At 40.8% G+C, this 24059-nt stretch carries 20 protein-coding genes and 1 riboswitch; of the genes, 9 read left to right on the plus strand and 11 right to left on the minus strand.

The features are described from left to right. Positions 1–21: 21 nt before the first annotated feature. From J8L73_RS14540 to J8L73_RS14550, 3 genes are all read right to left on the minus strand, one after another. Positions 22–1182, minus strand: coding sequence for an HDOD domain-containing protein (locus J8L73_RS14540; protein WP_211018117.1), 1161 nt, complete (start codon positions 1180–1182; stop codon positions 22–24). A gap of 43 nt (positions 1183–1225) precedes the next feature. Next, complete coding sequence (locus J8L73_RS14545; protein WP_211018119.1) at positions 1226–1807, minus strand: aminodeoxychorismate/anthranilate synthase component II; 582 nt, start codon at positions 1805–1807, stop codon at positions 1226–1228. Between the two features lie 174 nt (positions 1808–1981). Continuing rightward, on the minus strand, positions 1982–2971 hold the full coding sequence (locus J8L73_RS14550; protein WP_211018121.1) for a zinc-dependent alcohol dehydrogenase family protein: 990 nt from the start codon (positions 2969–2971) through the stop codon (positions 1982–1984). Positions 2972–3275: 304 nt separating this feature from the next. On the opposite strand from J8L73_RS14550, the gene J8L73_RS14555 reads away from it, so the two are divergent. The 4 genes from J8L73_RS14555 (at position 3276) to J8L73_RS14570 (ending at position 8803) form a co-directional block, all read left to right on the plus strand. After that, positions 3276–3515: a YdcH family protein gene (locus tag J8L73_RS14555; protein WP_211000938.1), complete on the plus strand. Its 240-nt coding sequence runs from the start codon at positions 3276–3278 to the stop codon at positions 3513–3515. 497 nt (positions 3516–4012) lie between these two features. Next, complete coding sequence (locus J8L73_RS14560) at positions 4013–6709, plus strand: TonB-dependent receptor (RefSeq protein WP_211000939.1); 2697 nt, start codon at positions 4013–4015, stop codon at positions 6707–6709. A gap of 59 nt (positions 6710–6768) precedes the next feature. Beyond that, positions 6769–7860 carry a hypothetical protein gene (locus tag J8L73_RS14565; protein ID WP_211018128.1) on the plus strand — a complete coding sequence of 364 codons (1092 nt, stop codon included), beginning with the start codon at positions 6769–6771 and terminating at the stop codon, positions 7858–7860. Positions 7861–7918: 58 nt separating this feature from the next. Next, positions 7919–8803: a metallophosphoesterase gene (locus J8L73_RS14570; RefSeq protein ID WP_211018130.1), complete on the plus strand. Its 885-nt coding sequence runs from the start codon at positions 7919–7921 to the stop codon at positions 8801–8803. Positions 8804–8958: 155 nt separating this feature from the next. Here J8L73_RS14570 and J8L73_RS14575 read toward each other — a convergent pair whose 3' ends face one another. Further along, positions 8959–9474, minus strand: a complete 516-nt coding sequence (locus tag J8L73_RS14575) for a sigma-70 family RNA polymerase sigma factor (protein ID WP_211000942.1) — start codon at positions 9472–9474, stop codon at positions 8959–8961. Between the two features lie 148 nt (positions 9475–9622). After that, positions 9623–10018, minus strand: coding sequence for an acyl-CoA thioesterase (locus J8L73_RS14580; RefSeq protein WP_211000943.1), 396 nt, complete (start codon positions 10016–10018; stop codon positions 9623–9625). Between the two features lie 33 nt (positions 10019–10051). Between J8L73_RS14580 and J8L73_RS14585 the strand changes: the two genes are divergently transcribed. Further along, on the plus strand, positions 10052–10756 hold the full coding sequence (locus J8L73_RS14585; RefSeq protein WP_211000944.1) for a 2OG-Fe(II) oxygenase: 705 nt from the start codon (positions 10052–10054) through the stop codon (positions 10754–10756). A 59-nt stretch (positions 10757–10815) separates the two neighbouring features. On the opposite strand, the gene J8L73_RS14590 is transcribed toward J8L73_RS14585, so the two are convergent. The 6 genes from J8L73_RS14590 to J8L73_RS14615 form a co-directional block, all read right to left on the minus strand. Beyond that, positions 10816–12051, minus strand: a complete 1236-nt coding sequence (locus tag J8L73_RS14590; protein ID WP_211018132.1) for a cysteine desulfurase-like protein — start codon at positions 12049–12051, stop codon at positions 10816–10818. A 9-nt stretch (positions 12052–12060) separates the two neighbouring features. Next, the gene (locus J8L73_RS14595) at positions 12061–12693 is read right to left on the minus strand and encodes a 2OG-Fe dioxygenase family protein (protein WP_058549237.1); all 633 of its coding nucleotides are present in this window, start codon (positions 12691–12693) and stop codon (positions 12061–12063) included. Between the two features lie 198 nt (positions 12694–12891). Next, complete coding sequence (gene acnB / locus J8L73_RS14600) at positions 12892–15489, minus strand: bifunctional aconitate hydratase 2/2-methylisocitrate dehydratase (RefSeq protein WP_211018170.1); 2598 nt, start codon at positions 15487–15489, stop codon at positions 12892–12894. A 297-nt stretch (positions 15490–15786) separates the two neighbouring features. Then, entirely contained in the window at positions 15787–16842 is a 1056-nt protein-coding gene (locus tag J8L73_RS14605) for an OmpA family protein (protein ID WP_211000946.1), read from the minus strand. 420 nt (positions 16843–17262) lie between these two features. Continuing rightward, positions 17263–18672, minus strand: coding sequence for a protein adenylyltransferase SelO family protein (locus tag J8L73_RS14610; protein ID WP_211018141.1), 1410 nt, complete (start codon positions 18670–18672; stop codon positions 17263–17265). Positions 18673–18674: 2 nt separating this feature from the next. Continuing rightward, positions 18675–19379, minus strand: a complete 705-nt coding sequence (locus J8L73_RS14615) for a DNA-3-methyladenine glycosylase I (RefSeq protein ID WP_211018143.1) — start codon at positions 19377–19379, stop codon at positions 18675–18677. A 183-nt stretch (positions 19380–19562) separates the two neighbouring features. Further along, positions 19563–19760, plus strand: a riboswitch (Lysine riboswitch). A 128-nt stretch (positions 19761–19888) separates the two neighbouring features. Between J8L73_RS14615 and dapA the strand changes: the two genes are divergently transcribed. From dapA to J8L73_RS14635, 4 genes are read left to right on the plus strand one after another with little or no spacing between them, the layout of a single operon-like run. Beyond that, positions 19889–20773 carry a 4-hydroxy-tetrahydrodipicolinate synthase gene (gene dapA, locus J8L73_RS14620; RefSeq protein ID WP_211018145.1) on the plus strand — a complete coding sequence of 295 codons (885 nt, stop codon included), beginning with the start codon at positions 19889–19891 and terminating at the stop codon, positions 20771–20773. Positions 20774–20788: 15 nt separating this feature from the next. Next, a complete protein-coding gene (locus J8L73_RS14625; protein WP_211000950.1) occupies positions 20789–21529 on the plus strand; it encodes a 2,3,4,5-tetrahydropyridine-2,6-dicarboxylate N-succinyltransferase in 741 nt (246 codons plus the stop codon). Beyond that, positions 21529–22734: a PLP-dependent decarboxylase gene (locus tag J8L73_RS14630; protein WP_211018147.1), complete on the plus strand. Its 1206-nt coding sequence runs from the start codon at positions 21529–21531 to the stop codon at positions 22732–22734. Before J8L73_RS14625 ends, J8L73_RS14630 begins: the two co-directional genes overlap by 1 nt. A 5-nt stretch (positions 22735–22739) precedes the next feature. Beyond that, the gene (locus tag J8L73_RS14635; RefSeq protein ID WP_211018150.1) at positions 22740–23861 is read left to right on the plus strand and encodes a succinylglutamate desuccinylase/aspartoacylase family protein; all 1122 of its coding nucleotides are present in this window, start codon (positions 22740–22742) and stop codon (positions 23859–23861) included. Positions 23862–24059 lie beyond the last annotated feature (198 nt).

The following is a 24059-nucleotide window of genomic DNA, read 5'->3' on the forward strand; positions in this document are numbered from 1 at the left end:
ATTAACAAAAAATTCAGATTTTTAGTCAATTTGAATAGCTAAATTAGTAAAATTGCTCGTTTGGAGGGTTTTTAGTTCCGTTTTAGTGAACTTAAAGTGCGAAAACCACGCCTGTATTTCATCAGGTTCTATTAGCTGGTGCTCTTTTAGATTGAGATAATGCGAATAACAGCGTGCTTTTAGCATAATATCGGTTAAAGGTAACATTTCATCATTTTTATCTACACCATGCACAAGTTGCTGCATTACCCCTTTAAACGGTAAATACTTAAACGCCATTTGCTCAATAACTTTAGCGCTTACCGCAATAGATTTATTACTCAATAAAGTAGTTAAAAATAGCGGATCGGGTTTTAACTCTAATAAAGCGGTGTGTAAGTCTTTTTGTTGCTCTTGTCGTGCTAGTTGCACTTTACGCTGCCATACCTGCTCAAACGTTTTTAAATATAAACGGACTAATGCAATTCGCCCTACATCTAATAACATACCCAAAGTAAAAGCATGTATGGGGTTTACCTTATTTAGCTCTGCTATTTTTTGCGCTGCAATAGCATTGGCCATCGCGCTGTCGCGCAATCTGCGTTTTAAAAGAGGAAATGGCTCAGTACTGTGTGGCATCCAATGGCGCACTGCAAATGTAGGTATTACTAACTGTAAGTTATCGAGCCCAATATAACGAAGGGCTAATGATGGGCTATCTACTTTAACTGAAGTATTTTTGCAGCGTTGATTACGGTAATAAGGCAAATTAACTAATGTAATAAGCTCGCGCCCTAGCCAACTTAAATCATTAACTAAGGGCTCAAGGCGCCCAACTGATGCCGATTTAACAGCAAGTATGTCGAGAATACTGGCAATACCGTCTTCAATACCTATGGTGCTGTGGATGACAGCATCCATATCTTCAAGCTTTTTTAAAATAACGGTTTCAATGACTTTATGTAGCTGCTCACTCGCTTGAGCACGGTATTTATGATGTGCTGTACTACTTTGCTGGCGCTTTTGCTGTGCTGCTACTTCTACTTGCAACAAGGTGCGTTGCTTCATTGGTTCGCCGTAATCTATATCAAGAGTATGAATAAACCCTATTTGCTGATGTGCAAAGCTGTGCCCAAGCAATAAATCATGTGCTCGCTGGTCTAACACTTTGGCAATTCGCTGCTGGGCTACAAGTTCAGTCATGGCATCCATTCAATTAATATAAAATGCGTTTTGTATTGTAACATTAGAAGCGAGTTAAAAAGTTATCAAGCAATTGCAAACCATGCTCTGTTAAAATTGCTTCAGGGTGAAACTGCACACCTTCTATTGCAAGCTCGGTATGGAGTAAGCCCATAATCTCATCAAACTCACCTTGCTCGGTTTGGCTCCACGCTGTTATTTCTAATTCACTCGGTAAGCTTTGCTGCTTAACCACCAGCGAATGATAACGGCAAACAGTTAATGGGTTTACCAAATCTTTAAATACACCTTTATTAGTGTGCACTATAGGCGAAGTTTTTCCGTGCATTACTTTTTTGGCTCTAATTACATCACCGCCCAATGCTTGTGCAATAGTTTGGTGCCCCAGGCATATGCCTAAAATAGGAAACTGCCCTTTTAACTGCTCAACAACGCTAAGTGATACACCTGCCTCGTCAGGTGTACATGGGCCTGGCGATAATACGATATGCTGTGGGTTTAACTGCTTTATTTGAGCAACGCTTAGCTCATCATTACGCTTTACTAATACGTCTTGATCTAATCGCTGAAAATATTGCACTAAGTTGTAAGTAAACGAATCGTAGTTATCGATCATTAACAGCATTACACAACAAACCTTATAAAATTATCGACCATTTACTTTGTGCAAGTGGTGCTACGCGCTGCATTCTATCACTATTATTTCGTCAACATAAATGAGGTTTGTAAGTTAATTGGCTACCTTTGAAGGAATATGAGGATTAGTGAAGAAGCCGGCTAAAAAGCCGGCCTTTATACATTACTGTACGCTTATAACGACCTTGCCCATCGCTTGGCCGCTAGCCAAGCGGTCATGCGCTTTTGCCGTCTCTTCTAGTGTAAAATCTTGCTCATCAAGGACTGGGCGCATACCACCTGCTTCTACAATTTGTGCAAGCTTTGCTAGTTTGTCGCCATGATCTTGACGGTTAAAGTCGTGGATCATTGGAATAAGCATAAATATGACGTTTAACGATAACCCTTTAAAATGTACTGGGCTTAAATCAAGCTCTAATAAAGAAAGCGTTGTAGATACCTGCGCATTTAGCTTTGCTGCTGCAAACGAGTTAGTCAGGTTACCGCCGCCTACCGTGTCAAACACCATGTCAAAGCCCACATTATTAGTGTGCTTTTCAACGTATTGTTCTACGGTTTCATCTTTAAAGTTTATACCTGTAGCACCAAAGCTTTCTATTAGGGCTAGTTGCTCTGCGTTACCGCCTGTTGAGTAAACATCAGCGCCAAAATGCTTAGCTAGTTGTACTGCTAAATGGCCTACACCACCTGCCCCGCCGTGTACTAATACTTTTTGCCCTGCACTTACACTTGCACGTGTTAAGCCTTCAAGTGCAGTAATACCAACGAGTGGAATAGCCGCCGCTTCTTTCATTGAAAGGTTTTTAGGTTTACGCGCAATTAAACGCTTATCAGCGAGTATAAACTCAGCAAGTGCGCCGGGTAAATTGCCTAGGCCGCCCGCACAACCATATACTTCATCGCCTACTGCAAATTCTGTTACGCCTTCGCCAACGGCTTCAATGGTACCCGCAAAGTCCATCCCTAAAATACCTGGTAATGCTGGAGCGAAGGGTAAGTCAGCCCCCATTTGACGAATCATCATATCAATTGTATTTACGCTCGTTGCAGCTATACGTACTAACACGTTACCTTTTGTTGCGTGTGGTTTTGCAACCTCGGCTGCTACAAATTCTTCAGTGCTACCAAAATTATTAATTGTCATTGCTTTCATGGATATTGCCTCTGATACATATTGATGAGTAATTTTGTAATGAGGCTTTATTGTAGTTATACATTTTATAAATGATAATAAGTCAATATATACAATCTGTTTCAAAATAATATTGATAATGAAGCGTAAAAATCATCCTCTCAATCTACTTTTAAAGTAGCTATTAAACAAAATCCAAAGCAATCGTTGCGCTATATCAATTTAAGCTTCCTATGGTTGATTTATGAATGAGTAAACCCCAGAGTAATATATGACAAGACAGTAATTCACTTAAGTAACTCATTTTTCCTACTAAGGAGCGAATATGTTAGGCGAAGACCATTCACTTACTAATGACTTTCCACAGTATTTAAATACCATTGCAGAGCTAAATGAAAGCGATACCGAATTTGCAAAAAAAGCAGATAAGTACGATAAGCTAGACAAAGAAATAAGAGTATTAGAACTTAAAGATGCGCCAATCAGTGATGAACAAATGCACCAGCTCAAGCATGACCGCTCTGAGTTAAAAGATTGGCTCTACGAGCGCTTGCAACAAGAGTAGTGCTATATAAATAAAAAGCTCACTCATAAGTGTGAGCTTTTTATGACAACAAAGGGCAATATTTTTACTGCTTAGTGCGTTTAGACTAGTTTTTTGACACATAAATATATTATGTGTGCCGATAGCTTTTAGGTTCTACACAAGCGCACATTGCAGCGAATTTGTTTATTCCACATTAAACGCATCAACTAATCTAAAATCATCAGTAATTTTGCTAATAGCACTGCCTAATCCGCGTTGCAGTCGCTACACTTATTTATCCCCTCACAACACCTGTTAATACACTTTAACCCAATAAATCACTTCACTTTAAAGTGTTTTATATTAAAGCGAATAAGCGCCCCTCATTTATTAAGTTTTTATTAAACCTGTACTTAATTTGGAAAATTCTCTCGTCTACTTTGTTTAGTTGATGGCTGTATTACGTAACTGAGCTTCATTGCCGTATGCATGTCACTTTTGTATTCAACAACACTAACTGAGAGAAGAAAGGAACTATGATCCCGTTTAAACTTACTAAATTGAACGTCCTAATAAGCGCAGTAACTGGCACGGTTGTACTCACAAGTAATCCTATACAGGCAGCTCAAAATGATGAAGTGCAACAAGAAATGGAAGCGATCACGGTAACGGGCTACCGTACAAACTTAGCCCGTAGTAAGGAGCTGAAAAAAAATGCAACGGGATCACAAGACAGCATACTGGCAGAGGACATTGGTGAGTTCCCAGATGCTAATTTAGCGGAGTCATTACAACGTGTTCCTGGGGTATCTATTTCTCGCGACTCAGGTGAGGGACGTCAAATATCGTTACGTGGGTTAGGCCCGAACTTCACTCGTACCAGGTTAAACGGCATGGAAGCACTGTTTACAAGTGATTCTGGTGTTGATCAACGTGGCGGCGCTTCGCGTACTCGAGATTTTGATTTTAGTGTCTTTGCATCAGAGTTATTTAATCGCGTTGATGTGTATAAATCTTACGATGCGTCATTGGATGAGGGCGGCATTGCAGGTACCGTTGATTTACACACGGCTAAACCATTTGATAATTCAGAAGAGGGTTTGCAAGGTGCTGTAAGCGTAAAAGGAATTTATAACGATAGAACGCAGCATTCAGACCCACGCTTTGCAGCACTTTTGTCCAATACGTGGGGAGATTTTGGCGCGCTGGTATCTGTTGCATATTCGCAAGTTGATACGATTGAAGAAGGCTATCATGTATGGTCTTGGCGACAAGCAAGCTTTGGTGCTGACAATGTTGCGCCAAGCGTTGATAGCGATATAGCTTCTCGTTTAGTCAATGCAACAGGAAACGACCGCGTATTTGTGCCCCGAGCAAATAATATCGCTTCATGGGCAAACACCCGAAAACGCACTGGTATTACTACGGCATTTCAATGGCAGCCTTCTGATGCACTCTCGTTTGATTTAGATATTTTATACGGGAAACTCTCTAACGATCGCGTTGAAAATCAACTCTCAACAGCCGGTACCAATGCGTTTACTGGTGACGTAACAGCTAACCAATTACTCGTTGATGCCGCTATTGACGGTGACGACTTAGTGTATGCGTCATTTGAGGGGCTCGATTTACGAACTGAATCAAAAGTAAGCTACGGAGAAACCGATTTTTACCAAATATCATTAGGCAGTGAATTTGAGCTTAGCGACAAATTAACCGCTTCTGCACTGATTGGCTTTTCAAAATCTGACTTTACTCAGCCGATTCACGACAAAGTATTTAGTGAAGCAGTAGATCATGCCTTTTCAGTGGACTGGCGCAATGCGAGTTACGGTCAAAATACATATGATTTTGACATAACAAACACAAACGAATGGGCGCTTATGCGCACTGATGTTCGAGAAGATGAAATTAGTAACGAATACACCACATATCAAATTGATTTTAATTACGAATTAGACGATATCCACTCTTTTAAATTTGGTGCGCAATCTAAAAACTATCAGTCAGATGGCTTTGAGCGCAGAGACCGAGTCGATTGGGAAAATGACCCCAATGCACCAGAGGCTGTATTTCAAATAACCGATATACCGGTATTACACGACTATGCAATTGCTGATAACCAAGCAACATTTGACCGTGTTGTAGCGACAAGCTTGATAAGCCGAGAACTTGACGCTTCACATAATCGTCCAGGTACTGTGTATCAAATAGAAGAAGATACCCTTGGCCTTTATGCACAATATCTTTTCAATACACAACTAAACGATTTACCAATTAGAGGTAACATTGGTGTGCGCTGGTACGAAACAGATCAAACCTCCAGCGGTGAAGTGAACAACGGCTCTGGATTTGAGCAAATAACATTTAACAATACTTACTCCGATATCCTGCCAAGTCTAAATGTAGTTATGGATATTTCTGAGCAATGGCTTGTAAGGTTTGGGGCTAATCGTAATATTTCGCGCCCTAATTTAGACCAACTAAAGGCTGCCGGACAAGTCGGTGTGGCCGATCAGTTTATTAGTGCGGGTAATCCCAATTTAGAACGCTTTGTTGCCGATTCATTTGAAACATCCTTTGAATTTTATGGCGACTCGTCAAGCTTGGCTATTGCCTTATTTTATAAAGATATGGAGTCATTTATTGTTCAACAATCGGTAACGTTACCTTATGAGCAAACTGGTTACCCTTTAGAATTTTTAGACTTTGATCCTCGTATTAATGCCCAATCTGAATTTACTGTATCGCAACCCATTAATGGCGATTCAGCCGATGTAACGGGTTTAGAAGTTGCGTTTCAAATGGACTTTGACTTTTTACCCGAACCCTTTAATTACTTAGGTATGCTCGGTAATGTAACCATTGCTGATGGCGAAACCATTTTGTTTAACGAGGGCGAGCGTATCAGCGTAACTCCGCCGGGTTTATCTGAACTGTCTCATAATTTTACCCTCTATTATGAAACTCCTCTTTGGGGAATGCGCTTATCAAGCTCTTACCGCGATGAATACATTACAGGCGAAGGCTCAGAGCAAAATATTGTTGCCGGATACGATGAAACAACATTTGTTGACTTCAAATCATTTATGAATATTACAGAGCAAGTAAAAGTGACTTTTGAAGCGACGAACTTAACAGACGAAGTCATTCGTCAATTCCTCGATCACAGAACCCAATCCTACTCACAAAGTGGCCGTAATTTTGCGCTAGGTGTGTCGTATAAATTCTAGTTCAACTACCAATACAGGCTGCTATAGCAGCCTGTGCTTAACCAGTAAAAGGAACAATCATGAATAGAAAAGTCTTCGCGATATCATTTGTATGTGGCTTAACCAATACGGGGTACTGTTCAGCTAACGACTTTTATGTACAGCCAAAATTAAACTCCTCAATATCACAAGCCTTTAACTCCTTGGCTAATGACTGTCAGGATTTTAAAGCGGATACACAAAACGATCATGTATTCGAAATCAGTGATCATCATCAAGCATTTGAACTATCACATAAATGGAGTAATGGTTCGCATACCGCCTTCATTGCACACTCAGAAACCAGTAGTGGTGATTTAGGACAAATATTAACCTTTGATGCAAAACAGTCTGTGTTTAATAATAACGATGTTATTAAAAGTGACACTACACTGCCTCTGCGCGATAAAATACGTATTTCTGAGCAACATCCATCGGGTATTGCATGGCTTCCAGCCCCCAATAATAAAGACGAAGGTTATTTATTCATTGCCTCAGAAAACGAAATAAAAGTTCGCGTAAGAAGATTTAATTCAACAAGTGATTTAGGGCAAAGCGCTGAATTAATACAAACGGAGTTAAATAAAATTACTGATGTATGGCTTGCTCAAGTAGATGACACCACCTGGCTCATACTTCACCATATGGGTGAAGCAAAAGGGGTAGCTTATAAAGCTAATTCCAAACGCTTATTCCAATACAACACACCACAAGAGGGCAATATTGATATAAATGCTTTTGAACGTGTTAATAGCTATCAAACAGCTCAAAATACCCCTTGTAATAGTGTTGGTCAAAATGCTCAGCTAATTCAAGATAATGCAAATAATTGGTACGTTGTGCATTCTTATACAGGAGGTAATATTTGTGGGGCAAACATTGGAAATAATCAGCTTAGCGCTTACCCAGTAAGCTTTAACGACAATACCGCTTTTAGTGTGTCTACTTTAGAACCAGCAGTACAAACTACGCTAGGTAGCGCAGCAGGGCCAACCGATCCCGGTGCTGATGGCGCGAGCGGGTTTAGAGTAAATGAAAACGGGCAATTAATTGCGTACTTAGGTGCACAATATGCTTATTCATCTTTTTTTAATTGGAAATCCGCTTTACGTGAGTGCCGTTCTAGCAACTAACCTAAACGTGAGGTGACTAGTTTAGTTACCTCGCTATTTAAATAAAAAGATAAATACCATGCAAAAATATACCGTATTATTACTCATTAATTTTTTCCTGCTTCTGGCTAATTATTCATCTGCAGCTGCAAACGACTCGTTTACTTTAGGTGTAATTGCCGATTGCCAATACGCTGAACAAGCCAATAAAGGCACTCGTTATTATACATCTTGCCCTGATAAGTTAAGCACTGCTGTTGAGCAGTTTAATACGCTACCTTTATCGGGTGTGCTGCATTTAGGTGATTTTATTGACCGCGACTTTCAAAATTTTACCGTATTAAATACAATATCTTCCGTTCTAAACACTCCGCTTTATCATGTATTAGGTAACCATGAATTTTCCATTGATGATAGCTTGAAAATGCGTGTTCCTGAGACTTTACACATGCCCGCGCGCTATTATAGTTTTGAAATAAACAATTGGCTCTTCATCGCACTAGATGGTAACGACGTGAGTACATATGGGTGGCCTAAAACCAGTAAAAGGCATAAGCGAAATATCGCCCTATTTAACACTAAATATAAAGGCCATGAAGACTGGAACGGCGCCATTGGAGCAAAGCAGTTAAAGTGGTTAGAAAGAAAACTAAACACCGCACAAACACAAAAACAGCCTGTGGTGTTGTTAAGCCATTTTCCGATTTACCCTGAAAACAACCACAATCTTTGGAATGCTCAAGAAGTGCTTACCCTTATCAGCCAGTATTCGACAGTAAAAGCATGGTTTAATGGCCATAATCACGTAGGTAATTATGCGCAAAAAGACGGTGTTCATTTTGTGACTTTTCATGCCATGCTTGATACAGACTCGACAGCATTTAGTACCATTGAGTTTTCACCTAACCAGCTTGTCATTAATGGCCAGGGCAGGCAACCTTCAATGGTTCTGCCTATTAATTAGCTTATACGACATGTAACCTACCTATTAAAAGCAACTATTTCAACGCTAAGCACGTCGAATTTAGTTGCTACATCTTTGCGATACAAAGTAATATTTAACCCTACAGGGCAATTTAAAACTATTAGCAAATACCTATACTCGCCAGCGTATGCTAGTTAAGCATTTTTTGTATTTATATACTGATGTAACTGCTCAGTCGCACGCTGCATTTGCCGACTTATATCTCCAAGGCTGAACCCTGTAGCTATGTGTATTTGCTGGTATGTTTCACCATGAATTCGATTACGCACTACCAGGTCTCGCTGCTTATCTGTAAGCGTATTCATCGCATCTGAAATATATTCTATTCGTAAATGCATGCTACATAGATCTTCAGGGTTACTTTGCGTACACAGTGGTTCATCAATATTATCTCGGGTATCGTCTAAAAAGTTTTGGGTGTTTTTAAAGCGGGAACGATAATTCAAACCAATGTTAATCGCTGAACGAAGCAGATAAGCTTTTGGAAACTCTATTTTATCAATATCCTGATGCGATAGTATATTACTAAATGCTTCGTGCACTAAGTCTTCGTGATCACTAAGACTCTCGCCAAAAAAGTTACGTACTTTGCGATTTAGTTCAATTTTGTGCTCGGTATATAACTTTTCAAAAATAGATTCGACGATCATAAAATGCCTTTCATAACCTCTTCATATCGAAGTAAAAAACGACCGTAGACGAGCCGTTGTCCTTAAAGGAGGTAATCTATCATTCTATTATGCTAAAAATATGACGAATCAGGCGATTATTACTAAAAATTAGCCTTGTGCTAAGTTATTACTCTGAAGTTATATGCTGGACCAATAATGCTTTTTCATCTTTATTTAGTGCTTGCTTAGTTTTAGCTGCAAAGTCATACCTGACCATAACAGCTTTCCCTATTGCGCAGCACTTACCGTGCTGAAATACCTCTTGTTTAAGTACAAAAGAGCTATTGCCTATATGCTCTACAGACGTTTTAATAGTGATCTCGTGGCCATAAAATAGCTCACCTACAAACGATACTTCTATTTTAGCAATAATTAGCTTCCAATCGTGTGGGTTTAGATCTGGTGTAAAAAATTTAAAAATAGGGACACGAGCAGCTTCAAACCAAACGGGGAGTACGGTATTGTTAATGTGTCCGAGTGCATCTGTTTCGCTAAATCGCGGCATCACTTTTTCAATAAACATATCAATCCAATAATAATTATATAAAGGTTAACCATGACGGACTTTATTCGCGTATACAACAACGCATTAAGCGATGACTTTTGCGATAGCTTTATTACTACTTTTGCGCAAAGCCCGCATATAAAACAAGGGGTAACATCCGGCGGTGTCGATCTAAAAAAGAAAGACAGCCACGATCTACATTTAAATAGCCACCTTGAGTACGAACAACAATTAAAACATATACAACAAACGACTGCACAGCATGTTTTTAACTATATTGAAGAACATATTTTTATGATGATTGGTGCGTTTGGCTTAAAGGTTTATCATCCTAAAACGGGAGAAATTGTAGATTTAACGCAAGAAAATTTCGAAGAAGTGGGTAAACCGCAACTGCCACTTCTAGTACAGCAAATTTTTAGGTTGGGTAATATTCAGGCTCAAAAATACGAGGTAAATAAGGGAGGTTATCCTTATTGGCACAGTGAGGTATATCCACAGCTACAACATAATGATGCGCTGCACCGGGTATTATTGTTTATGTTTTACTTAAACGATGTAGAAGAAGGTGGTGAAACGGAGTTCTACTACCAAAACCGAAAAATAGCCCCTAAAAAAGGCACACTGGTGATAGCCCCTGGCTACTTTACGCATACACATAGAGGCAATAAGCCAATATCAAACGATAAGTATATTTTAACTTCTTGGGTATTGTTTAACCGTGCAGAGCAAATATACGGTACACCTAAAAGCTAAGCTAATAAAAAAGCCATAAGTAACACTTATGGCTTTTATATATTTAATAGGCGAGTACTTTAACCAAGTAGCTCGTCAAACATATCAAACAGCTTATCAAGCTCTTCAACTGTGTTGTAATGCATGCATCCAATGCGTACCACACCGCCTTTATCTAAAACATCAAGCTGCTTACATAAGCCTTGCGCGTAAAAATTACCATCCCATACACAAATATGCTGCTTACCTAAAAACTCAGATACTTGGCGAGGCTCTAAACCCTCAAAGGTTAAAGCAAAAGTAGGTGTACGTTCGTTTAAACGATCAAAATCGTCAATACCAAACAATTTAATACGCGGGTAATTGACCAAGCGTGTTAAAAAGTGCTCGCTGAGCGCCATTTCGTGTTGCTTAGTTTTAGCAAAAGCCACGGTTAGCTTTTCACGGCGAGTGTGGCTGTCATCAAGCTCACTAATTGCAGCAATGTAATCAACAGCGGCAATAAAGCCAGCCATTGCTTCAAAGCTTTGCGTTCCAGTTTCCCAGCGACCAGGCGCTACATCTTTAGCAGGTTCAACTTTATAAGGAGTAAACCCTTCAAGGTGCTCCTTTTTACCGTAAACCATACCTAAGTGTGGGCCAAAAAACTTATACGCCGAGCAGGCTAAAAAGTCGCAATCAAGCGCTTGCACATCAACTAGCTCATGCGGTGCGTAATGTACGGCATCAACATAAACTAGAGCGCCTACAGCGTGAGCAAGCTCTATAATACGTTTTATATCGTTTATAGAGCCTGTGGTATTTGAAGCGTAAGTAACAGCCACTAGTTTAGTATTACTGTTAAGCAAGCTTTCAAATTGAGCCATATCTAAGCTGCAATCAGCTTCGTTAATTAAAGCCGTATTAACTTTAACGCCTTTATCTTCTGCGGCTTGCTGCCAAGATGATACGTTTGAGAAGTGATCCGCGTTAGTAACAATGATCTCGTCATCTACCTGCCAATCGCGCGAAATAGCTCGGCTAAAGCTAAAGGTAAGGCTTGTCATGTTAGGGCCAAACACAATATTTTGTGCGTTTGGTGCATTAAGTAAATCTGCTGCGGCTTGGCGAGCATTTGCCATTAGCTCTACCGTTTTATCGCTTGAAAAAAATGCGCCACCTAGGTTTGAGTTGTAATGCCCTAAATAAGCAGACATTGCATTAAGCACTGACTGCGGCACTTGAGAGCCACCTGGACCATCTAAAAATATCGGCGATTTACCATTAACGCTTTGCATTAATGCCGGAAACTGCTCACGTAATTGCGCTATGTTCATGCTTATTCCTTAAGAAGTAAGTACAAAGCAATCAAGGTAACCTGATTTGCTGGCATCAATTTTATTCATTGGTGTGGCGTTATGCCACACTTGACGGTCGTTTATAAGCGCAAACATTCCGTCTTTAATTTCCATTTTAAAACATGGTTCAGCTTGCTTGTTTTCATATACAAGTAGCTCGCCACCTTCCAGGTTTTCGTGCGAAACACCGCATATACATACATGGTCAAAACCATCTTGATGCACACCTTCAGGCGCGGCTGGCGTGTCGCTATCAATTGCTAGCATTCTAAATTGGTGTATTTCAATATCACGGTCTTCATCTATACCGGTAAGCTCACAAAACTCACTTACAATACTTTGCATACCTTGAGACTCTAGTAAGCTTTGCTCTAGGTTTTCGTAAGTACGCTCAACATTACCCTGAAAGGTGTTAATAGAATCGTCTTGAACAAATGCTTTGGCAGCTTGTAGTTTAAGCTCACCATTTTGAAACTTAATTACTGAGTAACGACGTTTACGAAATTCACCATCTGCATAAGGGTTAGCAGGCAGGTTATCAAAAGAAGGCTTAACCAAATCAATATTTGCTTGGTTAACAAAACGTAGTTGCAGTAAATTCTGGTTGTTTAATGCAGTCATAAAATCTCGCTTAAAATAATGAGAATATTAAAAGAGATTTTAATGCATGTGGGGAGGAATATTTGCTTTATTATTCATCTAAAAAGTTACTGGTGGCTATATTTAATTCAATATAACTTTATTAAAACATGAACTATTCAAATTAAATAAACCTAATAAAAAACCCGCCTAAGCGGGTTTTTTTAAAACAGGTTTAAATTATACAGCTTGCTGAATAATTACGTTGTCTGCTTTTTTAGTGTACTGAGGCATACGGTGGAAATTCAAGTAACGGTATGTATCTGCAGCCGTTGCATTGATTTTCGCAGCATATTCTTGGTACTCAGCTGGTGTAGGTAGTTTACCTAAAATAGCAGCAATTGCTGCAAGCTCTGCTGATGCTAAGAATACGTTTGCGCCTGTACCTAAACGGTTAGGGAAGTTACGTGTAGAGGTTGAAACAACCGTTGCTTTATCTGCAACACGTGCTTGGTTACCCATACATAGTGAACAACCTGGAGTTTCGATACGTGCACCAACACGACCAAAGATACCGTAGTAACCTTCGTCAGTAAGCTGATCTTTATCCATCTTAGTTGGTGGAGCAACCCAAAGCTGTGTTGGGATACGACCTGTAAAGCCATCTAGTAATTTACCAGCAGCACGGAAGTGACCAATGTTAGTCATACAAGAGCCGATGAATACTTCATCAATTTTCTCGCCAGTAACATCAGAAAGTAAACGTGCGTCATCAGGGTCATTTGGAGCACAAAGGATTGGCTCTTTAATCTCTGCAAGGTCAATTTCTACAACGTGTTTGTATTCTGCGTCAGCGTCAGCTTCCATAAGTTCAGGGTTAGCTAACCATTCTTGCATTGCAGTAATACGACGCTCAATAGTACGTACATCGCCGTAACCTTCAGAGATCATCCACTTAAGCATAACAATGTTTGACTCAAGGTATTCACTGATAGACTCTTTAGAAAGCTTAACAGTACAACCTGCTGCTGAACGCTCTGCTGATGCATCTGATAATTCAAACGCTTGCTCAACAGTTAAGTGCTCAACACCTTCTATTTCTAGTACGCGACCAGAGAACTCGTTGATTTTACCTTTTTTCTCTACTGTTAATAAGCCTTGCTTAATACCGTAGTAAGGGATTGCATGTACTAGGTCACGTAAAGTGATACCTGGTTGCATTTCACCTTTAAAGCGAACCAAAATAGACTCAGGCATATCAAGCGGCATAACACCTGTTGCTGCTGCAAACGCTACTGCACCTGAACCCGCTGGGAATGAAATACCTAATGGGAAACGTGTATGTGAATCACCACCAGTACCTACAGTATCTGGTAATAACATACGGTTTAACCAAGAGTGAATTACACCGTCACCAGGGCGAAGTGAAACGCCGCCACGGTTCATGATGAAATCAGGAAGCGTATGGTGAGTGTTTACGTCAATTGGTTTAGGGTAAGCAGAAGTATGACAGAATGACTGCATTGTTAAATCTGCAGAGAAACCTAAACATGCTAAGTCTTTAAGCTCATCACGTGTCATAGGACCTGTAGTATCTTGCGAACCTACAGTGGTCATTTTAGGCTCACAGTATTGGCCTGGGCGAATACCTTCAACGTTACATGCTTTACCAACCATTTTTTGCGCTAGTGTGAAGCCTTTATCAGACGCTTCAGTTACCGCTGGTACTTTAAATACGTCAGTTGCACCTAAGCCTAGAGATGTACGTGCTTTGTCTGTTAAACCACGACCAATGATAAGTGGAATACGGCCGCCGGCACGTACTTCATCTAAAATTACGTCTGATTTAAGTTCAAAAGTAGAGATAACGTCATCAGTACCGTGACGCTTAACAACACCTTCGTATGGGTAAATATCAATTTGATCACCCATGTTGAACTCATCAACATTTAATTCGATTGGTAATGCACCAGAATCTTCCATTGTATTGAAGAAGATAGGCGCTATTTTGTTACCTAAACATACACCACCAACACGCTTATTTGGTACAAATGGGATATCGTCACCCATAAACCAAAGTACAGAGTTAGTCGCAGATTTACGAGAAGAACCAGTACCTACAACGTCACCTACGTAAGCAAGTGGTAAGCCTTGAGTTTTTAACTCTTCTAATTTAGTGATTGGACCTACTTCACCCGCTTTATCAGGAACAATACCATCACGCTCATTTTTTAGCATTGCTAAAGCATGTAGTGGGATATCAGGACGTGACCATGCATCTGGTGCAGGAGATAAATCATCAGTGTTCGTCTCGCCAGTTACTTTAAATACAGTAACTGAGATTTTTTCAGCTACTGCTGGTTTATTAGTAAACCACTCAGCTGCAGCCCAAGACTCGATGATTTGTTTAGCATATGCATTGCCTGCTTTTGCTTTTTCTTCTACATCATAGAAAGCATCAAACATTAATAATGTGTTTGAAAGACCTTTTGCTACGATTGGCGCAAGTGCTTCGTCATCAAGAAGTTCAATCATAGGAGCGATATTGTAGCCACCTAACATTGTACCTAATAACTCAGCTGCTTTTTCTTTTGAGATTAGTGGAGACTGAGCTTCACCTTTTGCAACTGCCGCTAAAAAGCCTGCTTTGATATACGCGGCATCATCAACACCTGGCGGTACACGGTTGATTAATAAATCTAGGATGAACTCTTCTTCATCTGCCGGTGGCGTTTTGATTAGTTCAATTAGATCAGCCGTTTGCTGAGCATCTAGTGGCGCTGGTACGATACCTAACGCGGCACGTTCTTCTACGTGTTTACGATATTCTTGTAGCACAATATTGCCCTCTTGGTGACGTGAAAGTATTCGGTAGCGCTTCATGCGCAAATAAGTTACCCAATACTTATAGTATTCTAACGCGTGATTATAAAGCTTTTATGATTAGATGAAAATCCATCCAACTAAGCAACTGATTATACCGACTATAAATATTATGAATAGTGGCTTTGATAAAATCTATTTTCGTGAATACTTGTTAAGTAATAATCATTACCATTTGATTAAGCGTCTACTTTATCCTATCCATAAAAAAACCCAGCACATGGCTGGGTTTCTAGATTTAGTAAATTTCTATTAACGCTTAACTTTTACACGTTCAATAGATTTTACATGTGCTTCTACACGACGGTTTTCTGCGTGTGCAGCTTTAGTGTTAGCTGTGTTTTTAAGACGCTCTTCACCTAGACCTACAGTAGTAATACGGTCTTCAGCAATGCCGTCTTTAACAAGTTCTGCAGCTACATCATCAGCACGCTTTTTAGAAAGCGTTTTGTTGTAGTTTGCATCACCTACAGCTGAAGCATGACCTTCAAGCAGTACAGTTGTGTCAGTATGTTCTTTTAAGAACTCAGATACTGATGCAATATCTGTGAAGTATTGTGAACCTACTTCAGCAGAATCATGCGGGAAAGTAACTAATAAGCTTGTTGTTACTTCACGATCTTCGTATAAAGTACAACCAGTGCCGTCTACCGCATCTTCCATCGGTGTATTTGGACACTTATCATCGGCATCTAAAATATTGTCATTATCGCTATCAGCAGGCGCAACAGCTACTTCAACAACGTCAGGAGCTGGTTGCACTGGCTCAACAGGTGCAGAATTTTGACCGAACAGGTAGTTGATACCAATTTTAGCACCAACATCGGTGTAACCTTTATCAAGACCTTGATATACAGAAGTTTCAGCGTTTACGAATAAACCGTCTGTAATGAAGTGTTGGTAACCAACACCTGCATTTAAGAATGTGTTGTCATCTACTACGTCCATTTCTTTAATACCGAATAGACCATAGAAAGGACCGCCGTCAAGGTGATAAAGCGCATCAATACCGTAACGCTCACCGTCAATATTATTACGGTTGCCAGCAACTTTATCAAACGCGTTGAAATCCATGTCTGCATACTCAAGCCGTGCGCTCCAGTAATCGCTGAAACGGTAACCTGCTTCTACACCCCAGCCAGTTGACTCGTTTACATCAAGACCAGCTTGAGCACGCATGTTTTTCCAAGATGCGTCGTAGTAATCGCCAAATGCGCCAAGGTAGAAACCTTCTTCTTTATCAGCAGCGAAAGTAGATGCGCTAGTTGCAGCCAACGCGATTGCAATTGTAAGTGATTTTAATTTCATTGTTTTCTTCCCATTTTAACAACCAATAAATTGTAGCTAATCAATTCTAGCTCAACCAGTGTTTTACAGACTACCTGAGCCTTTGTTAATCGATACTTAACGAAAAATAAAGTTTATAAATTTTTTCAACGGTCTATGACGACATCCAATCGTTTATTGTAGGTGAGATTAAATGCTTTACCTAGCCTGAAGACAATAAATATAGTGGTTTTATTTAAAATCGCTCACTTGTAAGCTAATACAAGAGAATTCAAACTATATGCACTGCATATACACAAAAACTTACTTGGCTTTACGGTCGCGAATACTAGCACTTGAACATGCATTGCTCAATCAATGAACACTATTTAACGTCAAAAATAGTACTGTATAAACAAATATGGCCATTTATAATCATATACTTATAGGTTAACCCCGCACTTAAGTACCGCAAAATGTACGGTAACCTTTATCCTCTTTAGGTGATTCCTGATACTGTGCTATGTTCTTGCTAGTGAAGTATGGATCGCTAAGCACTTCCATGAACGGTTTTAGTAATTCACTAGCTCCCATGTTTGCATAGTCATCTAAGATTGTTTCAACAATATGATTACGTGGGATCACTCGAGGATTAGCAGCTCGCATAATTTTATAAGAGTCGTTATTTGTTCGGCTTTTCCAAAGCTGTGCCCATTGCGTTAATGGCTCAGGTATTACAGATTCATCTTTAAATGACTCAGTGAGGGCATCAAAAGTATTAGTGTAATCAAGCTTATGCTCTTGAAGTACAAGTAATAACTTACTTACCAGCTCTACGTCATTATCATCGTGGCCAACTAACCCTAACTTTTGCGCCCACATTTGGTTGTATTGCTCGTTAAATAACATTGAGAACTGACTGATTATTGGCGTCATTAAGCTTACGGCTTGCTCATCGTCTTCATTAATGAGCGGTATAAGGCTTTCAGCTAGCCGTGCACAGTTCCAGCTGGCTATGTTGGGTTGATTACCAAAGGCGTAGCGCCCTTGCTTATCGATTGAGCTAAATACAGTATCAAAATCAAATACGTTCATCATCGCACACGGGCCATAATCGATAGTTTCACCGCTGATTAAGGTATTATCGGTGTTCATAACACCATGAATAAACCCTACCCTCATCCAACTAATTATTAACGCTAATTGATTTTTTATTACTGCATCTAAAAAAGCTAAATAACGCTCAGGACCGGTTGCGCTAATATCAGGGTAATGGCGTTCAATAGCTAAATCAGCAAGCTTTTTAAGGCCTTGAATATCCCCTTGGGTAGCTAAATATTGAAACGAGCCAACTCGAATGTGACTACTTGCTAAACGAGTAACTATTGCACCTGGCTGAGGAGGATTACGGTAAACCGCTTCCCCAGTGCCTACAACAGCTAAGCAGCGCGTGGTTTTAATACCTAACGCATGTAAGGCCTCACTCATAATATATTCACGAATTGCAGGGCCTAATGCACAGCGTCCATCGCCCCCTCTAGAGTAAGGCGTAGCGCCGGAGCCTTTTAGTTGAATATCCCATAGCTGATTTTTATCGTCGCTAATAGCACCAAGCAAATGCGCTCGCCCATCACCTAAACGTGGTGAAAAGTGTCCAAACTGATGCCCAGAATAACCCAATGCCACTGCCTTTACAGATTGCGGCTCGTTGCCTGCAAAAGTGCTAGCACGCAGCTGCGGCTCAATATCTATATTAAACTGCTCAGCTAACGATGCATTCCACAATAGCAACTGCGGAGCAGCAACACTCGATGGGTTATCCTCTATCGCAAAGTTATCTGCTATGTCTGTGTATCTAGGCACTAATTTCATTATTAATCCTCTGCCTTTTGGCGTATGCCAACTCGGTTATCGCCAACGCTATAGGCCACAATTAAACTAAGTTCTTGCAGGCTTAAACCACTTTGCTTTTGCATTTCGTTAAAAAACGCCTGCGCAGCAGTGAGTGATTTTTTAGTTTGCACCCCACCATCAATTATTTTATGCGCTCTTAGGTAACTTTCTACATCGCGCGAAAGTAAAAATGTATCTTTACCGAGCGCTCTCAAGGCATACGGGCCTGTATTGCCGCCCAATCGAGCGCCCTGTTTTTTTAAATGCGCCCACAAGCCAATAATATCGCTACTTGGCCAGTCAGCAATAAACTTGCTAAAACTGCCATGTTCCTGTGCTATTTCGTGGATCATGTAAGCATTTTCAGGAATCGTTTTCACTTTTTTATAATTACGAATAATGCGATCATCCGTTGCCTTTTGCTCTAGCATATCGGGCGGCATCATTAATAATTTATCAACACTAAACTCCCAAAAAACCTCTCTAAAGCCTGGCCATTTACTGTTTATCACCGACCAATAAAAGCCACTTTGAAATACTTTTCGAGTAAATTCCTCAAGCCAGTCGTCATCACTTAACGTGCTTAACGCTTTTTTAGATAAAGGTTTTGCGAGTAATAACTTAAGCATTTTTTCAGAGCCTTTTCGCTCTACTGCTCGCTTATAAATATCGCTAAATTTTTCCATCTGATTAATGCCTTACTTCTGCTTTGAGTCTAGTGTACGAGAAAAGCAGCCAATACGTAACCACCCCCATTATCGATGAACTAATCTGTATTTAGCAGCTTGACACCTAGATGGCTAAAATGTTTTAATCGCCGCAATTACCCTATTTAAATTGTATTTGTTTTTACTTTTAAGCGAATACAAAGGGCTAGAAGAGGTGCGTTATTCAGGTAGCGTATGTTAGGAGCGCAAACTCCAGTGAGCATACGCCAGGGGAATACCGCCGAGAGGTAAACGCTTTTGCGAAGCAATTACTTCGGGCGACTAGGTTGAATCCTAGCGACTGTCACCAAGAGCTGTTTTTTAAGCAGCTTATTAGTTTGGTGGAGAGCTTCTGGTCTTAAATAATAAGGCCGTGCGCCCTATTATTTTAAGCCCATTCGCTCTTCGAATACTGTTCGAACGACGTTAATGCGGCTCACATCATAAAGCCCCTTTAATATCTCGAACACCTTATAGGTTCGTAAGAGATGATCAATAATTTCAACTTAAACAACTACGCACTGTGGACAGCGCTTGTTACGCCGTTTGATCAACAAGGTAATGTTGACTACGACACGCTCACAATTCTCGTTCGCGAACAAGAAGCCGCGCATAACGGTATTTTACTACTCGGTAGTACAGGTGAAGGCTTAGCGCTAACACTTAAAGAGCAACAAGCCATTGTTGAGCACGTATGCCAGTTAAAGCCCAGCGTACCGCTTATGGTGGCTGTAGGCGGTAGCAATTTAGCCCAACAGAAAGAGTGGGTTAGCTATTGTAATCAGTTACCTATTCACAGTTACTTACTGGGCTCGCCTCTTTATGCAAAACCAGGAGCTGTAGGTCAAACGCATTGGTACGAAAGCTTATTAAACGAAAGCGCACACCCGTGTATGTTATACAACGTACCTGGGCGTAGCGGTGTAAGTATTCCGGTGCAAACCATCGAAAATTTACAAGCGCATCCAAAGCTGTGGGCGTTAAAAGAAGCCAGTGGCAACATCACCCAATTTGAAGCATACCGGCAAGCCGCGCCTAATTTAGCGCTATACAGTGGCGACGATGCACTCATGCCCTATTTCGCACAAGCTGGCGCAAAAGGCTTAGTATCGGTTGCGGCCAATGCATGGCCTTTGCAAACGCACGAGTTTGTAAAACGCAGCCTAAGTGGCCAACACCCTAATTTATTTGCTCAGTGGACTGGCGCTATTAATAGCCTTTTTGCTGTTGCAAATCCTATTCCCGTTAAAGTGTTAATGCACCAACAAGGCCGCTTAAGTAGCCCTTTGCTGCGCCCACCTTTAACACATCTTGAGTTAACGCAAACCGATTGCATTACCACTGCAAACGACACCATTTTATCTTGGCATTAAATACAGGTTTTTATAATGAGCTGGTTAGAACTACTAAATAATTTAGAATCGGGCGCAGTACGCGCAGCATCACAAAACGAAAGCGGCCAATGGGAAGCTAACGTAGAAGTAAAACAAGGCATTTTAGAAGCCTTTAAAAATGGCTCAAATACTGAGTTTGCAGGTGGTTTTGTAGATAAGCACAATCTCGCACCACAAGAATTTAGCACTGATGATGGCGTGCGTATGGTACCAGGTGGCTCAAGTGTTCGCCGTGGTGCTTACGTAGCTAAAGGCACTATTATTATGCCACCAGCGTACGTAAACATTGGCGCATACATCGACGAAGGCACTATGGTTGATAGCCACGCGTTAGTGGGCTCGTGTGCACAAGTAGGTAAAAACGTACATTTGAGCGCAGCCGTTCAACTTGGCGGTGTACTTGAGCCAATTGGTGCAAGCCCAGTTGTGGTTGAGGACGATGCGTTTATTGGCGCAGGTTGTGTCATTGTTGAAGGCGTAGTGGTTAAAAAAGGCGCTGTACTTGCACCCGGCGTGCGCTTATCTGCAACCATTCCGGTATACGACTGCGTAAACGAGCGTCAGCTAGATAAAGGCGAGCCAATTCCAGAATACGCAATTGTAATACCGGGCTCTCGCCCTGCGTCTAACGAGTGGGCACGTGAGCAAGGCTTAAGTATGTCGTGTGCGTTAATTGTTAAATACCGCGACGAACAAAGCGATGCATCATTATTGCTAGAAGAGGTTTTACGATAATGAGCTTTTTGAGCACGCCAATCAAAACCGCTGTTAATACGCTTACACAGCAACTTGATACTCCTTTTTTTGTTTACGACTTAGATAAACTAAATGCACACCTTACGCGTTTAGTTGCGCAAACCGATGTAAAACTTTGGTATGCAGTAAAAGCAAACCCGCTTTCTAAGGTTATTCAAAGCTTAGATAGCGCAGGCTTTAACTTTGACGTAGCAAGTAAAGGTGAACTTGAACAAGTCCTTGCACAAGGTATTAGTTCGCAGCGCGTGCTCAACACAGGGCCTGCAAAGAGCCCTAAACAAATTAAACACTTTATTGAGCGCGGCGTACGTATTTTTGTTGCCGAAAGTCTCAACCAAGTGCGTTGGTTAAACCAACAAGCGCAGCTGCAAAATACGCAGCTGCAAGTTTTACTGCGTGTGCAATTACGCTGGCCTGAAGGTGAAAAAAACCCACTGGGCGGCGACAGCCTTACACCATTTGGTATGGGCTGCGATGAATGGCAAGCATTAAATACTGGCGATTACCCAGCACTCAATTTTGATGGTCTACATATATTTCAGTGGGGCAACATGCTTAGCACGCAAAAGCTAAGCGAGCTGTGGTCGCAAATGATTGCACCGCTTACCACCTTGGCTAATAACTTAAATATAAACCTTAAAATTCTCGATTTAGGCGGCGGTTTAGGCATTCCTTACACACAAAACGAGACAAATCTTGAATGGGATGGATTAATCACCGCGCTTGCCAAAATTAAAAAAGACGCAGGTGTTGAAGAGCTTTGGATGGAGCTTGGTCGTTACGCTGTGGGCGAATGCGGTCATTACGCTAACCCCATCGTTGAGAGCAAACAAAACTATGGTCAGCAGCAAGTTATTTTAAGCGGTGGTATTAACCACTTATTACGCCCTGCAGTTACAAGCCAAGACTTTCCTGCAGCGTTACTGCGCGAATCAACTGCCCCAGAACAGGCAATGAGTCTATATGGTCCGTTATGCACAGCACTTGATTGCTTAGGTGAGCACACCCTACCAAGCGATTTAAACGAGCAAGACTGGCTGGTGTTTAGCCAATGTGGCGCCTATGGTTTTACCGAAAGCATGCCTTATTTTTTATGCCATGAGCTGGCAGCAGAATACATTTTACAAAATGGCGAGCTCACGTGTGTACGCCAAGCTGAAGATGCCAGCCACTACCTAAGGTAATAAATATGAGCATAACAACACCCATCAGCCAAGAAAACATTGTTGTCGGGGAAGTAGCAAACGGCTTACCTCTAACTATTCCTGTGTATCGCTTAAAAGGCGATGGCAGCGGGCCAAGCGTTTATATTCAAGCCAATATGCACGGCGCTGAAGTACAAGGTAACGCGGTTATATTTCAGTTGCTAGAGCAGTTAAAGCAGCTAAATTTAAAAGGTGATATTACTTTAGTACCTTACGCTAACCCTATTGGTTGTAATCAAAAATCAGGGGAATTTACCCTTGGACGGTTCGATCCAATTACTGGCACTAACTGGAACCGCATGTATCACTACAACAATGATTTAGTGACCCAGTTTGCCAAAGAGCATAGCCAGTACGACGACGCAGCTTTAAAAAATCACTTTAAACAAGCCTTGCTGGATGAAATAGATACTAAACTCAACGGCCCCGCGTATTTACTCAATACAGGTAAACGCATTGCGCTTAACCTGCAAAAGCTTGCGCACCAAGCCGATATAGTACTTGATTTACACACGGGCCCAATTTCAAGCAAGCATTTATATTGCCCAACCTATGCAACAGACAGTGCCCGCTATTTTAATATTGAACATGTACTGCTTATTCCAAGCGACTTTGATGGTGCAATGGATGAAGCAAGCTTTTGCCCATGGTGGCACCTAAGTGAAGCACTTGAAGTAAAAGGCAGAAACTTTAATGTACAGGTGGAAGCCTTTACAGTAGAGCTAGGTAGCCAAGAGAAAATAGACTTAAAAGAAGCACACAACGATGCAAACAGTATTTTAAGCTACTTAAATCATAAAAATGTATTGGTTAACGCACCGCATCAACCTGAGAAAATGACCCGTTATGCGTGTCATTTGGATGACTATTTTGCCTACTATGCGCCTATTGGTGGCATGGTTGAATATGTAGCGCCACTAGGTGAGCATATTAAAGCAGGCGAGCCAATTGCACATGTTTTACGTATGGAGCGCTACCTAAGCGAGCAGCCACTACAAACATTAAGCTTAGATTGCGATGCTATTGCAATATTGCATTTTGCCTCGGCAAGTGTGAACCAAGGAACTGAACTATATAAGTTTTTCACCAACACATTTGAGCTATAGCGGCAGACGTTATTGCTCTTCACTTCTCATTGCGTGAGAGTAGATTAATTTTAAAATTAATTTACATTAGAAAAGCGGCCTAGGCCGCTTTTCTTTTGATCGTTCCATTATTAACTAACGTAAAAACCCTGTTATGTAATGAATTCAGTAAAAGTTCACCGTTACATATGTAAAAAGACGTTATACTTAAATTAACGT

This window comes from Pseudoalteromonas sp. MMG006 (assembly GCF_018101025.1).
GTDB lineage: Bacteria > Pseudomonadota > Gammaproteobacteria > Enterobacterales > Alteromonadaceae > Pseudoalteromonas.